This is a genomic window from Tsukamurella pulmonis, from assembly GCF_900103175.1.
GTDB classification, from domain to species: domain Bacteria; phylum Actinomycetota; class Actinomycetes; order Mycobacteriales; family Mycobacteriaceae; genus Tsukamurella; species Tsukamurella pulmonis.
The window spans coordinates 4,205,212-4,217,775 of sequence record NZ_FNLF01000002.1 but is presented as its reverse complement, the minus strand read 5'-3'; the positions used below and the strand labels follow the sequence as shown (position 1 = coordinate 4,217,775).

Below are 12,564 nucleotides of genomic sequence, written 5' to 3'. Positions count from 1 at the left end.
CAGCCTACGAGGCGGGCGCGGAGCGCGCCGCGCGGCCGTAGCGCTCCCGCGCCTGCGCCGGGGTGACGGTGCCGGCGGGCTCGTCGCGCTGGGCGAAGTGCCTGCGCAGGATGTCGCCCGTCGTCGGGGCGACGAGGCGGCCGAGCCGGACGGTCCCGGCCGCGTGCTGCGCGGTCGCGGCGCGCACGGCGAGCCGCACGGCCACGGGGTAAGCCGCGTCGACGACGCGGAGCTGGTCGAAGCCGCCCACGGTGCGCATCCATCGGGGCAGGGTGGCGACGGTGGCGGGCGCGATCAGCTCGCTCCCCAGGCGCAGGCGCACCCCGCGGTCGCGCGTGCGCAGCAGGTAGTGCATCCCGGTGCGGGCCCGCTCGGTGAGGGCGAGGGTCGGCCGGACGCGGTCGAAGTAGGCGCGCACCTCCTCGCGCGAGGTGGGCACCTCGGCGCGGTCGCAGGTCTGCAGTTCCGCAGCGACGACGCAGTCGCGCCAGTACTGCGCCTCATCCTCGGGGGAGAGCGGGCCGGGGCCGAACATCTCGTAGCACTTGAGGACCGAGTGCCAGCCGGTGACGTGGATCCACAGCTGGGACGCCGGGTTGTTCGCGCTGTACCGCCTACCGGTGACCGGCTCGATCCCGGTCGCCCTGCGATGCACGTCCATGAGGTGCTCGGACGCCTCGATCGCCGTGCGCGAGTCCGCCGTCGCGACGAGGAGGAAGTAGGCGAGCGTGCGGTCGAGCCGGCCGAACGGATCGGTGTAGATCCCGGCGGAGTCCGCGACCGCGGCGGTGAGGTTCGGGTCGAAGTGCTCCAGCACCACCGAGCGCTGGAATCCGATGAGGGCCGTGGGCGCGGCCCACACCTTCCACGTGGGCGAGTCCGGGCCGAAGAATCCCTGGTCGGTGACGCGCAGGGGACCTTGTGAGAGCTTCATGTCCCGAACCTATCACCAATTCCTACATATGTGTAGAAAAGTTTCACGCCTCGCCGGCCAGCGCGAACCGGCCGTCGGCGGTCTGCTCGATCAGGCCGTCCACCAGCAGCGAGTCGAGCGCCCGGTCGCGCTGCGCCCGGTCGCGCTCCCACGCCAGATCGAGCGCGGCGCGGGGGACGGCACCGTCGGCACCGCGAAGCACGTCGAGCAGCCTGCCGCGCGCCTGCCGATCGGTGCCCTCGTACTTCTGCACCTTCCGCGGCGCGACGGTGCCCGCCGGCGCCCCGGCCGCGAGCCAGGCGCATTCGGCGTGCAGCGGGCACTCGCCGCAGCGGGGCGAGCGCGCGGTGCACACCAGCGCGCCGAGCTCCATCAGCCCGGCCGAGAGTCGCGGACGGCGCTGCGCGGGAACGGAATCCAATGCGGCCGTCGCCGCGGCCAGGTCGCGCTTGGCCGACGGTGCCGCCGCGTCCGACTCCCCGGCCGCGGCGCGGGCCAGCACCCGCCGCACGTTGATGTCCACCACCGGGACGTCCTGGCCGAAGGCGAAGCAGGCCACGGCGCGGGCCGTGTAATCGCCCACCCCGGGGAGCGAGAGCAACTCGTCCACGTCCGAGGGGACGGCACCGTCGAACCGCTCGACGAGCGCCTGCGCGCACGCGTGCAGGCGCATCGCCCGGCGCGGGTAGCCGAGCTTGCCCCACGCGCGCACGGCGTCGGCGCCGGTGGCGGCGGCCAGGTCGGCGGGGGTCGGCCAGCGCTGCATCCAGGCGCGCCAGACGGGCTCGACCCGGACCACCGGCGTCTGCTGCAGCATCACCTCGCTGACCAGGATCGCCCACGGCCCGGCGTCCGGGTCGCGCCACGGCAGGTCGCGTTCGGCCGCGTCGAACCAGGCGAGGACCGGTGTGAAATCCATCGCGGTTGCGGGGTCTACGTCGCGGGAAACATGCACGCAGAGCATTATCGGTTGTATGCCTACTTCGACTCCCCCGGGCGCCTGGCGCGCCCTCCGTGAAGGAAACCGCCGGTTCGTCGAGGGGACGCCCCAGCACCCGAACCAGGGCGCCAGCCGCGTGGCCGAGCTCGCCGCGGGGCAGCAGCCCACCGCGGTGCTGTTCGGGTGCGGCGACTCCCGCGTCGCCGCCGAGGTGATCTTCGATCAGGGCCTCGGCGACATGTTCGTCGTGCGCACCGCCGGTCACATCATCGACGCCGCGGTGCTCGGGTCGATCGAGTACGCCATCGAGGTGCTCAAGGTTCCGCTGATCGCGATCCTCGGCCACGACAGCTGCGGCGCCGTCGCGGCCACCGTCAACTCGATCGACACCGGCACCATGCCCCCCGGCTACATCCGCGACATCGTCGAGCGGCTCACGCCGTCGGTGCTCGCGGGCCGTCGCGAGGGCCTGACGGACGTCAACGACATCACCGCGCAGCACGTGGAGGAGACGGGACGCCTGCTCCGGGAGCGTTCGCGGATCATCGACCAGGGTGTCGAGGAGGGCCGCGTGGCCATCGTCGGCCTCACCTACGAGCTGGCCGAGGGCAAGGTGCACCTGCGCAGCGCGGTCGGCGATATCGGTGAGGCCGCCACCTCGCCGTTCCAGGCCGTCCGCCCGGAGTGATCGACACCGATTCGTGACACGCCGCCGCAGGTCAGCGGCGTGAGGCCGGGGAAACGCTACCGTTGAAGCGTGCTTGAGCCCCATGGACCCCTGCCGCCCGAGATCTACTGGCGCCGCCGCGTGCTGGCCGCCGGCTTGGCGCTGTTCGCGGTGATCGTCGTGGTGCTCCTGATCGTCTTCATCGGAGGCGGCAAGGACTCGTCGGAGAACGCGGCCGCCGCGTCGTCGAGCACCCCGGCCACCACGACGGGCCTGCCGCCCTCGCAGGCACCCGACAGTGCCGACCCCTCCGCCGGGAACAACGGCGGCGGAGCGGGCGGCGCCGGCGGCTCCGGTGCTCCGCAGTCGGGAGCCCCGCAGTCGGGTGCGGCCTCGGCGAGTTCCTCGGGCGGCGGCGTGCCCACGCCCGGCGCGGTCGTCGCCGGTGGGCCCTGCCCCGACGCGAACATCTCCGTCGTCGTCGGGGCCGACAAGGCCACCTACACGCTCGGCGAGCAGCCCACCTTCGAGGCGACGGTGACCAACGCCGGCTCGGTGCCCTGCTCGCGCGACATCGGCACCGGCCAGCAGCAGCTGATCGTGCTCACGCTCGACGGCTCCAAGCAGCTGTGGTCGAACTTCGACTGCACGTTCCAGCCGGAGATCAAGAACGAGGTGCTCCAGCCCGGCCAGCAGCTGCGCTACAAGCTGCAGTGGGCCGGCACCACCTCCGCGCCCGGCTGCCAGGCCCAGCGCGTACCCGTCGCGCCCGGCGCCTACCAGATCGTCGCGCAGCTCGGCGCCAAGCGCAGCGCGCCCGTGACCTTCAACATCGTGCGCCCCGCGCCACCGGCCGCCCCGGACGAGGGCACCGGCGGCAACTAGCGCTCAGAAGCGCTCGACCGAGGCCTCGGCGAGGCGGGAGAGACCCTCGCGGGCCTGCCGCGCACCGTCGGACCCGATGCCCGGCACGGCCTGCAGATCCGCGGCCGAGGCGGCGAGCAGCGTCTGCAGCGAGCCGAACGTGCCCACCAGCGCCTCCACCTGCGAGGGGCGCAGCCGCGGCACCGAGCCGAGCAGGCGATGGCCCCGCGGGGAGACCGGCTCGTCCTGCGCCTCGACGGTGCCGGAGAAGCCCAGCGCCGCGGCGACGGTGGTGGCGGCCAGGAGATCGGCGTCGGAGAGCGCGTCGATGCGGCCCACGGCGTCGGGCACCGCGTCGGTGTCTGCCAGGTAGTCGCGCAGCACCGGCTCACGCAGCGAGATCGACTCGCCCAGCAGATCCTCGAGCTGCAGCGCGATCTGCCGGCCCGACGTGCCGAGTTCCAGCACGTGCTGCTCGATCTCGACGGCGAGGCGCCGCACCAGCTCCAGCCGCTGCACCACCTGGGTGACCTCGCGGACGGTGACCACGTCCTCGATCTCCGCGCGGGAGAGATGGGTGAGCACCTCGTCGAGCCGGTGCGCGTACCGCTCGAGCGTGGCGATCGCGAGGTTGGCGCGCGAGAGGATGGGCGCCGCGTCGTCCACGAGGTGCCGCACGCCGCCGACGTAGGCGTGCACGATCGCCATCGACGCGGACACGGAGATCACCGGGAAACCGGTCTGGATCGCGGCCCGCTCGGCGGAGCGGTGCCGCGTGCCCGACTCGTGCGTGGGGATCGCGGGATCGGGCATGAGCTGCACGTTCGCGCGCACAATCCGGGTGCCGTCCGTGGAGAGCACCACCGCGCCGTCCATCTTCGCGAGCTCCCGCAGCCGGGTGGGCGCGAACTCCACGTCCAGGTGGAAGCCGCCGTCGCAGATCTTCTCGACGGCCTCGTCGTACCCGAGCACGACGAGCGCGCCGGTGCGCCCGCGGAGGATCCGCTCGATGCCGTCGCGCAGGCCGGTTCCGGGTGCCACCCGGATCACGGTGTCGCGCAACGGCGCGTTCCCGGCGAACGCACGGCCGCCGAGATTGCTGTGGTCCATGGGCTAAGGCTAACGCCCGCGCTTGGATTCGGTCAGAGCGCCCAACCGCAGCGCATCGGCGACGGTGGCGGCCTCGCCGACGTGGATGCCGTCGACGGCCAGCTTCTGCCCGTCGGGCGAGGGCGGCACGATGGCGTGGGTGAAGCCCAGGCGCGCCGCCTCCGCGAGGCGCCGCTCCAGGCCGGTGACGCGCCGCACCTCGCCGGCCAGGCCCACCTCGCCCAGCACCACGGTGTTCGGGCGCAGCGCCTTCTCGACCGCACCGGACGCCACGGCCAGCGCCAGCGCCAGGTCGGCGGCGGGCTCGGTGATCTTCATGCCGCCGACGGTCGCCGCGTAGACGTCCTTCTGCGGCAGGTTCTCGATCCCGCCGTGCTTGGCCAGGACGGCCAGGATCATCGCCACCCGCGCGGAATCCAGGCCCGAGACCGCCCGCCGCGGGGACGGGAGGGGAGTGGGCGTGACGAGCGCCTGCAGCTCGCCCAGCAGGGGCCGCTTGCCGTCGAGGCCGACGGTGACCGCGGTCCCGGCCGCGGCCTGATCGCGGTGGTGCAGGAACAGGCCCGACGGGTCCGTGACCTCGACGATGCCGGTCTCGCGCTGCTCGAAGCAGCCCACCTCGTCGGAGGCGCCGAAGCGGTTCTTGATGCCGCGCACCATGCGCAGCGTGGAGTGTTTGTCGCCCTCGAAGCTGAGCACCACGTCGACCAGGTGCTCCAGGGAGCGCGGGCCGGCGACGGCGCCGTCCTTGGTGACGTGGCCGACGAGCACGACCGCGATCCCCGAGGCCTTGGCCAGCGAGGTGAGGGTGGCCGTGATCGCGCGGACCTGGGTGACGCCGCCGTGCACCCCGTCGACCCCGGACGCCGTGAGCGTCTGCACCGAGTCGACCACCATGAGGGTGGGGGAGATCTGCTCGACGTGGCCGAGCACCGTGCCGAGATCGGACTCCGCCGCGAGGTAGAGCCGGTCGTCGAGCGCGCCGGTGCGCTCGGCCCGCAGCCGCACCTGGCCGGCGGACTCCTCGCCCGTGACGTACAGGGCCTTCCCGCGGCCCGTCGTGGCCCAGCGGTGCACGACCTCGAGCAGCAGCGTGGACTTGCCGACGCCGGGCTCGCCGGCCAGCAGGATCACCGAGCCGGGGACGATGCCGCCGCCGAGCACGCGGTCGAGCTCGCCGATGCCGACGGGCAGCGCGCGCGTCGAGTTCGGGTCGATCTTGGTGATCGGGACCGCGCGGGTCTTCGGGAGGGTGAGCCCCACGTTCGCGGCGACGCCGGTGGCGGCACGCGCGGGGACGCCCTCCTCCATCGTGGACCAGGCGCCGCACGACGGGCAGCGGCCGACCCACTTGGCCACGGTGTGGCTGCACTCGGTGCAGGTGTACTGCACCTTGGCTTTCGCCATGGAGGGCCTAGTGGCCGCCGGAGCCCTCACCCGCACCGTGCTCACCGGCGGTGGGGGTGATGCCCGCGGCCGATGCCGGCGCGGCGCCCGCGTCGATCGGAACGTCGATCGGCAGGGAGCCGGCCTTCTCCAGGTGGAACCAGAGCTTGTTGGTCAGGCCCGGACGCCAGTTCGCATCGACGGGCACGGAGACGGTCAGGCGGGTGACGCCCGAGGCCTTGGTGTCACTGCCCGCAGGGGCGGTGCCGTAGAGCGAGCCGTTGGGCGCGAGGGTGGTGTCGCCGCTGATCGTGGCGAAGCGGCCCTTCTCGTCCGAGATGCCCTTGAGCTTGTCGCCCTGGTGCGCGTTCAGGTTGGTCACCACGAACGCGAGCTTGCCTTGGCTGCCCGCCACCGGGAACAGCACGTGGACGTCCGTGAGGGCGATCTTCTGATCGACGAAGGTCTGGTTGGCGCCGTTGATCGCGGCCACCTGATTGGCGGTCTGCGAGATCTGGCCCGCGCCGCAGGCGGACACCGAGAGCAGGGCGCCGGCGGCGAGCAGGGCACCCGCGACGGTGGTGGCGGTGCGGCGGGTCGAGACGGTGCGTGCGGACACGGTTCCTCCAGTTTCCTCCCCGTGCGCGGCGACACCCGCGTGCGGACGGTGCTGAGTCTGTCACCACGCAGCGTAGTAGAAGGCGGGTCGGGCCGTGCCGCCGGGCGGCAACTACTACGCGGCATCGTTGTCCGCGCCCGTCGCCCGAACCTGCGGAGAACACCCGAGAACCCGTTTGTCAAGCCGAGCAGGACGCCTGACCTGCGACGTTGCCGAGCAGCCCGAAAAGGCCCCGTGTTATCCTGGTCATATCGAAAGGGGCAAGGATCAGATGATTTTCAAGGTCGGAGACACCGTTGTCTACCCCCATCACGGTGCCGCACTGATCGAAGCGATCGAGATCAAGACCATCGGTGGCCGTGAGCGCGAGTACCTCGTCCTCAAGGTCGCACAAGGTGATCTGACGGTCAAGGTTCCCGCTGAGAACGCCGAGGTCGTCGGCGTTCGTGACGTGGTCGGCCAGGAGGGCCTGGACAAGGTCTTCCAGGTGCTGCGCGCGCCGCACACCGAGGAGCCCACGAACTGGTCGCGCCGGTACAAGGCGAACCTCGAGAAGCTCGCATCGGGCGATGTGAACAAGGTGGCCGAGGTCGTGCGCGACCTGTGGCGTCGCGAGCAGGACCGCGGCCTGTCGGCGGGTGAGAAGCGCATGCTGACCAAGGCCCGCCAGATCCTGGTGGGCGAGCTGGCGCTGGCCGAGTCCACCGATGATCAGAAGGCCGAGTCGCTGCTCGACGAGGTTCTGGCGGCGGCCTCCTGACCGTCGTTGCGCTGGTCCCCGCCGCTGGGCAGGGGACACGCCTGGGGCTCGACGTCCCCAAGGCCTTCGTGACTCTGAAGGACCGTTCACTGCTCGAAAGGGCAGTGGACGGTCTTTTCGCGTCCGGTGTCGTCGACGAGGTCGTCGTCATGGTCCCGTCGGACATGGTGGACGGTGCCCGCGCCCTCGTCCCGCGGGCGCGGGTCGTCGTGGGCGGGGCCGAGCGCACCGATTCCGTACGGGCCGGGCTCGCCGCCGCGGGAGACGCCGAGCTGGTGCTGGTGCACGACGCCGCGCGACCGATGACCCCGCCCGCGATGATCGTGCGGGTGGTCGACGCCCTGCGCGCCGGGGCATCCGCGGTGATCCCGGTGCTGCCCGTCGCCGACACCGTCAAGCGGGTCGACGCCGACGGTGCGGTGCTCGCCACCGTCGACCGCGCGGACCTGCGCGCCGTGCAGACGCCGCAGGGGTTCACCGCCGCGTCGCTGCGCACCGCCTACGACGCCGCACCCGGCGAGCTCGCCACCGACGACGCCGGCCTCGTCGAGCGGGCCGGCGGCACCGTCGTGACCGTCGCGGGCGATCCGCTCGCGATGAAGATCACCACCGCCTTCGACCTGCGCGTCGCGCAGGCGCTGATCGAGGAGTAGAGATGATCGTTCCCCGCGTCGGCATCGGCACCGACGTCCATCCGTTCGAGCCGGGGCGCGAGTGCTGGATGCTCGGGCTCCTCTTCGACGGTGACGGCTGCTCCGGCCATTCCGACGGGGACGTCGCCGTCCACGCGCTGTGCGACGCCCTGCTCTCCGCCGGCGGCCTGGGCGACCTCGGCACCGTCTTCGGCGTGGGCCGCTCGGACAACGTCGGCATCACGGGCGCGCAGATGCTGACCCACGTGCGGTCGCTGCTGTCCGGGGCGGGCTTGTCGGTCGGCAACGCCGCGGTGCAGTTGATCGGCAACCGGCCCAAGGTCGGGCCGCGGCGCGCCGAGGCGCAGGAGGTGCTGAGCGAGCTGCTCGGCGCCCCGGTCTCCGTCTCCGCCACCACGACCGACGGCCTCGGCCTCACCGGTCGCGGCGAGGGCGTCGCCGCCATGGCGACCGCGCTGGTCTACGCCGAGGGCTAGGTCGCGCCGGCGCGGGGCGCCGGTTCCCGTCGGGCGGGCAGCGTGTCGATCTCCTAGGTCATGCACCGCGCGCATGGCTTCGCGGAACACCTCGCGACACCTCGGGAGTGCTGCCGCGGAAGCTACGCGGCCAGCCGGCCGGCCCGCGCGCGACGCAGCGTCACCACGGTGTCGACCGTCAGCAGGATCAGCGCGATCCAGACGATGCCGAAGCCGATCCACCGCTCGGGGGAGACGTGCTCGCCCAGGAAGAGCACCGCGCACAGCAGCTGCATGATCGGCGTCGCGAACTGGATCAACCCGACGGTCACGAGCGGGATCCGGCGCGCGGCGGCGGCGAAGAGCAGCAGCGGCACCGCGGTCGCCACCCCGGCGAAGGCCAGCAGCGCGGCGTGGCCGGCGCCGTGGCGTGCGAAGTCGAGCCCGCCGCCCCACGTCGCGATGCCCACGAGCACCGCCGCGGCGATCGGCGCGAGGATCGCTGTCTCCAGCGTCAGGCCCTGCAGCGCGTTCAGGTGCACGCCGACCTTGTTCTTCACCAGCCCGTACAGGCCGAAGGAGAAGGCCAGCGCCAGCGCCGTCACGGGGAACGTCCCGGCCACCACCGCGAGGTAGACGAACGCGAGGACGCCGATGCCGACGGCCACCCACTGCAGCGGCCGCAGCCGCTCGCGCAGCACCACGACACCGAGCGCCACCGTGACCAGCGGGTTGAGGAAGTAGCCGAGCGCCGCGTCCGACGTGTGGCCCGACGTGACCGCCACGATGTAGACGATCCAGTTGGTGGAGATGAGCAGCGCGGCGATCGCCACGCCGGCCAGCAGGCGCGGCTGCCGCAGCACCGGCCGGATCCAGGCCAGATCGCGCAGGATGACCAGCGCGGCCCCGCACAGCACGAGCGTCCACAGGATGCGGTGCGCCAGGATCTCCCACGCTCCGGTGGGCTTGAGCGCATCGAAGTAGAGCGGGAACAGGCCCCAGAGCAGGTACGCGGCGACGCCCATGGCGGTGCCTCGGGTCACCTCGGAGACGTCGCGTTCGGCCACCGAATGATCCTACTTTTCCGGGCGCGCACCGTCGAAGCCCCTGACCTGCGAGGTGCACGCGCCCCGACCCGTAGAATCAGTCCACGTGACGCTGCGCCTTTACGACTCCCTGGCCCGCGAGGTCCGCGACTTCGTGCCCCTCATCGAGGGCAAGGCGGGCATCTATCTCTGTGGCGCGACGGTGCAGGGCGTCCCGCACATCGGCCACATCCGCAGCGGCGTCGCGTTCGACGTGCTGCGCCGCTGGCTGCTCGCGAAGGGCATGGACGTGGCGTTCGTCCGCAACGTCACCGACATCGACGACAAGATCCTGCGCAAGGCCGCCGAGGCGGGCCGGCCGTGGTGGGAGTGGGCCGCGACGCACGAGCGCGAGTTCAGCCGCGCCTACGACGCGCTGGGCGTGCTGCCGCCGTCCGCGGAGCCGCGCGCGACGGGCTTCATCACGCAGATGATCACCTACATGGAGCGGATGATCGAGCGCGGTCACGCCTACGCGGCACCGTCGGGCGAGGGCACCGACGTGTACTTCGCGGTCCGCTCACTGCCGAACTACGGGGAGCTGAGCCGGCAGAAGGTCGACGACGTGCAGCAGGGCGAGACCCTCGCCGAGGGCAAGCGCGATCCGCTCGACTTCACGCTGTGGAAGGCCGCGAAGCCGGGGGAGCCGAGCTGGCCCTCCCCGTGGGGCGACGGCCGCCCGGGCTGGCACCTCGAGTGCTCCGCGATGGCCACGAGCTATCTCGGCCCGCAGTTCGACATCCACTGCGGCGGCATGGATCTGGTCTTCCCGCACCACGAGAACGAGATCGCGGAGGCGCACGGCGCCGGCGATCCGTTCGCCAACTACTGGCTGCACAACGGCTGGGTCACCATGTCCGGCGAGAAGATGAGCAAGTCGCTCGGCAACGTGGTCTCCATCCCGAACCTGCTCACCCAGGTGCGCGCCGTCGAACTGCGCTACTACCTCGGTTCGGCGCACTACCGCTCCATGCAGGAGTTCTCGCCGGGCGCGCTCGCCGAGGCCGCGACCGCGTACGGGCGGATCGAGGCCTTCGTGCAGCGGACCGTCGAGCGGGCGGGCGACGTGCCGATCGGGGAGTGGACGCCCGGTTTCGCTGCCGCGCTCGACGACGATCTCGGCGTACCGTCGGCGTTGGCGGAGGTGCACGGCACCGTCCGGGCCGGGAACGCGGCGCTCGAGTCGGGGGATCTCGACGAGGCGCGGCGGCTGGCCGGTGCGGTGCGCGCCATGACGGCGATCCTCGGCGTCGATCCGCTGGACCCGCACTGGATCACGGAGAACGCCGCGGACGGCCAGGCCATGGACGCCCTCGGCGTGCTGGTGCAGGCCGAGCTGGAGCGGCGCGCCGCCGCCCGCGCGGAGAAGAACTGGGCGGAGGCCGACGCGTCGCGCGACCGGCTGCACGCCGCCGGCATCGAGGTGACCGACGGGGCCGACGGCTCCGCCTGGACCCTGAAGACGAACAAGTAGGAGGCGGACTCATGGCAGGCAATTCGCAGCGCCGCGGCGCGGTCCGCAAGGCGGGCACCAAGAAGGGGCAGGTCCAGGGCTCGGGCGGCGTCCGTCGCCGCGGGCTCGAGGGGCGCGGCGCGACGCCGGCCGCCAAGGACCGCCCGTACCACCCCGCGCACAAGAAGGCGCGCGCCGCGGCGAAGGCGGCGGCGAACCCGCAGCGCCGCCCGGCGAAGGTCGCCGGCCGCCCGTCCGAGGACGGCCCCGAGTACGTCCTCGGTCGCAACCCCGTCGTCGAGTGCCTGCGCGCGGGCGTCCCCGCGACGGCCCTCTACGTGGCGATCGGCTCGCAGAACGACGAGCGGCTCACCGAGTCCGTGCAGATCGCCGCCGACACCGGCATCGCGATCCTCGAGGTGCAGAAGGGCGAGCTGGACCGGCTCAGCGACAACGGCCTGCACCAGGGCGTCGCGCTGCAGATCCCGCCGTACCAGTACGCGCACCCCGAGGACCTGCTCACCCGCGCGCAGGACCGGGGCGAGGCGCCGCTCATCGTCGCGCTCGACAACATCACCGATCCCCGCAACCTGGGCGCCGTGATCCGGTCGACGGCCGCGTTCGGGGGGCACGGCGTGGTCATCCCGGGCCGACGGTCCGCCGCCGTCACCGCCGTCACCTGGCGCACGTCCGCGGGCGCCGCGGCGCGGCTGCCCGTCGCGCAGGCGCCGAACCTCAACCGCGCGCTCGCCGACTACGCGGCGGCGGGCCTGCAGGTCGTGGGCCTCGATGCGGGCGGCGACGTGGACCTCGACGACTACCGCGCCGACACCGGCGTCGTCGTGGTCGTCGGTTCCGAGGGCAAGGGCCTCTCGCGCCTGGTGCGGGAGAACTGCGACTCGATCCTGTCGATCCCGATCGCCTCGTCGGTGGAGTCGCTCAACGCCTCCGTCGCGGCGGGTGTGGTGCTGGCGGAGTTCGCCCGACAGCGTCGGCAGTAAAGAAGGCATGCGTTAGTCTGAACCGATGGGGTCCCTGGAGGAGCGGCAGGAGCACCGACGCCGAGTGATGCTCGACGCCGGCGTTGCGCTCCTCGGTGGGCCCGACGCCGGTGCGCTCGGCGTGCGCGCCGTCTGCCGGTCCACGGGGATCACCGAGCGCTACTTCTACGAGGCGTTCGGCACGAGGGACGGCTTCGCGCACGCCGTCTACAACGACATCGCCCACCGCACCCAGGAGGTGCTGGAACGGAGCGTCCGGCGGGCCTACGAGGCGGCCGAAGCCGCGGACACACCGGTCACCGCCGCCGCCGTCGCGGAGGCGGCGGTCTCCGGGTTCGTCGAGTTCGTCGTCGACCGGCCCGACGTCGGGCGGATCCTCTTCCTCGCTCCCCACCGCGAACCGGCACTCGCGGAACAGGGCTTGGTGAGCATGCCCGCGTTCTTCGACGTCGTCGCCGCCGCCCTGCCGAACACCGTCGACGCGACCACCCGCCTGCTCGTCGCCATGGGGCTCGTGGGCGCGCTGACCACCCTCTTCACCGAGTTCATCGCCGGCCGGCTGGACGTGAGCCGGGAGCGGCTCGTCGAGCACTGCGTGCGCCTGATCGCCACCGCGCCGGACCGCTTCGCGGACTGA

At 72.6% G+C, this 12,564-nt stretch carries 14 protein-coding genes; 8 read left to right on the top strand and 6 right to left on the bottom strand.

The genetic code is table 11. From position 1 onward, the window contains the following. Nucleotides 1-4: 4 nt before the first annotated feature. Nucleotides 5-934: an oxygenase MpaB family protein gene (locus BLQ62_RS20840; protein WP_068564214.1), complete on the bottom strand. Its 930-nt coding sequence runs from the start codon at nt 932-934 to the stop codon at nt 5-7. Between the two features lie 43 nt (nt 935-977). Then, entirely contained in the window at nt 978-1,853 is an 876-nt protein-coding gene (locus tag BLQ62_RS20835) for an HhH-GPD family protein (RefSeq protein WP_068564216.1), read from the bottom strand. 55 nt (nt 1,854-1,908) lie between these two features. Between BLQ62_RS20835 and BLQ62_RS20830 the strand changes: the two genes are divergently transcribed. Both BLQ62_RS20830 and BLQ62_RS20825 read left to right on the top strand, forming a co-directional pair. Then, nucleotides 1,909-2,562, top strand: coding sequence for a carbonic anhydrase (locus tag BLQ62_RS20830; RefSeq protein ID WP_068527507.1), 654 nt, complete (start codon nt 1,909-1,911; stop codon nt 2,560-2,562). A gap of 69 nt (nt 2,563-2,631) precedes the next feature. Continuing rightward, nucleotides 2,632-3,426 (top strand): BsuPI-related putative proteinase inhibitor, encoded by a 795-nt coding sequence (locus BLQ62_RS20825; protein ID WP_068527509.1) that lies wholly within the window; start codon nt 2,632-2,634, stop codon nt 3,424-3,426. A 3-nt stretch (nt 3,427-3,429) separates the two neighbouring features. Here the strand turns inward: BLQ62_RS20825 and disA are convergent, their stop codons facing one another. From disA to BLQ62_RS20810, 3 genes are read right to left on the bottom strand one after another with little or no spacing between them, the layout of a single operon-like run. Continuing rightward, the gene (gene disA / locus BLQ62_RS20820) at nt 3,430-4,515 is read right to left on the bottom strand and encodes a DNA integrity scanning diadenylate cyclase DisA (RefSeq protein WP_068527510.1); all 1,086 of its coding nucleotides are present in this window, start codon (nt 4,513-4,515) and stop codon (nt 3,430-3,432) included. Nucleotides 4,516-4,524: 9 nt separating this feature from the next. Beyond that, the gene (gene radA, locus BLQ62_RS20815) at nt 4,525-5,922 is read right to left on the bottom strand and encodes a DNA repair protein RadA (protein WP_068564219.1); all 1,398 of its coding nucleotides are present in this window, start codon (nt 5,920-5,922) and stop codon (nt 4,525-4,527) included. A 7-nt stretch (nt 5,923-5,929) separates the two neighbouring features. After that, nucleotides 5,930-6,520, bottom strand: a complete 591-nt coding sequence (locus BLQ62_RS20810; RefSeq protein ID WP_068564221.1) for a copper chaperone PCu(A)C domain-containing protein — start codon at nt 6,518-6,520, stop codon at nt 5,930-5,932. A gap of 271 nt (nt 6,521-6,791) precedes the next feature. On the opposite strand from BLQ62_RS20810, the gene BLQ62_RS20805 reads away from it, so the two are divergent. The 3 genes from BLQ62_RS20805 to ispF are packed head-to-tail and all read left to right on the top strand — an operon-like array spanning nt 6,792 to nt 8,409. Then, a complete protein-coding gene (locus tag BLQ62_RS20805) occupies nt 6,792-7,280 on the top strand; it encodes a CarD family transcriptional regulator (protein ID WP_068527521.1) in 489 nt (162 codons plus the stop codon). Further along, complete coding sequence (ispD, locus tag BLQ62_RS20800; protein ID WP_082756201.1) at nt 7,277-7,933, top strand: 2-C-methyl-D-erythritol 4-phosphate cytidylyltransferase; 657 nt, start codon at nt 7,277-7,279, stop codon at nt 7,931-7,933. Before BLQ62_RS20805 ends, ispD begins: the two co-directional genes overlap by 4 nt. A 2-nt stretch (nt 7,934-7,935) precedes the next feature. Further along, nucleotides 7,936-8,409, top strand: coding sequence for a 2-C-methyl-D-erythritol 2,4-cyclodiphosphate synthase (ispF, locus tag BLQ62_RS20795; RefSeq protein WP_068527525.1), 474 nt, complete (start codon nt 7,936-7,938; stop codon nt 8,407-8,409). A gap of 122 nt (nt 8,410-8,531) precedes the next feature. Here the strand turns inward: ispF and rarD are convergent, their stop codons facing one another. Next, nucleotides 8,532-9,455: an EamA family transporter RarD gene (rarD, locus tag BLQ62_RS20790; protein WP_082756202.1), complete on the bottom strand. Its 924-nt coding sequence runs from the start codon at nt 9,453-9,455 to the stop codon at nt 8,532-8,534. 85 nt (nt 9,456-9,540) lie between these two features. Between rarD and cysS the strand changes: the two genes are divergently transcribed. From cysS to BLQ62_RS20775, 3 genes are read left to right on the top strand one after another with little or no spacing between them, the layout of a single operon-like run. After that, complete coding sequence (gene cysS, locus BLQ62_RS20785) at nt 9,541-10,947, top strand: cysteine--tRNA ligase (protein WP_068527528.1); 1,407 nt, start codon at nt 9,541-9,543, stop codon at nt 10,945-10,947. Nucleotides 10,948-10,958: 11 nt separating this feature from the next. Then, on the top strand, nt 10,959-11,927 hold the full coding sequence (rlmB, locus tag BLQ62_RS20780; protein ID WP_068564225.1) for a 23S rRNA (guanosine(2251)-2'-O)-methyltransferase RlmB: 969 nt from the start codon (nt 10,959-10,961) through the stop codon (nt 11,925-11,927). A gap of 25 nt (nt 11,928-11,952) precedes the next feature. After that, nucleotides 11,953-12,564, top strand: coding sequence for a TetR/AcrR family transcriptional regulator (locus BLQ62_RS20775; protein ID WP_068527533.1), 612 nt, complete (start codon nt 11,953-11,955; stop codon nt 12,562-12,564).

Bases quoted from the DNA above. Each gene is read 5' to 3' on its own strand.
- BLQ62_RS20840 (WP_068564214.1), bottom strand. From the start codon at position 934: ATGAAGCTCTCACAAGGTCCCCTGCGCGTCACCGACCAGGGATTCTTC.
- BLQ62_RS20835 (WP_068564216.1), bottom strand. From the start codon at position 1,853: ATGGATTTCACACCGGTCCTCGCCTGGTTCGACGCGGCCGAACGCGAC.
- BLQ62_RS20830 (WP_068527507.1), top strand. From the start codon at position 1,909: ATGCCTACTTCGACTCCCCCGGGCGCCTGGCGCGCCCTCCGTGAAGGA.
- disA (WP_068527510.1), bottom strand. From the start codon at position 4,515: ATGGACCACAGCAATCTCGGCGGCCGTGCGTTCGCCGGGAACGCGCCG.
- radA (WP_068564219.1), bottom strand. From the start codon at position 5,922: ATGGCGAAAGCCAAGGTGCAGTACACCTGCACCGAGTGCAGCCACACC.
- BLQ62_RS20805 (WP_068527521.1), top strand. From the start codon at position 6,792: ATGATTTTCAAGGTCGGAGACACCGTTGTCTACCCCCATCACGGTGCC.
- ispF (WP_068527525.1), top strand. From the start codon at position 7,936: ATGATCGTTCCCCGCGTCGGCATCGGCACCGACGTCCATCCGTTCGAG.
- rlmB (WP_068564225.1), top strand. From the start codon at position 10,959: ATGGCAGGCAATTCGCAGCGCCGCGGCGCGGTCCGCAAGGCGGGCACC.
- BLQ62_RS20775 (WP_068527533.1), top strand. From the start codon at position 11,953: ATGGGGTCCCTGGAGGAGCGGCAGGAGCACCGACGCCGAGTGATGCTC.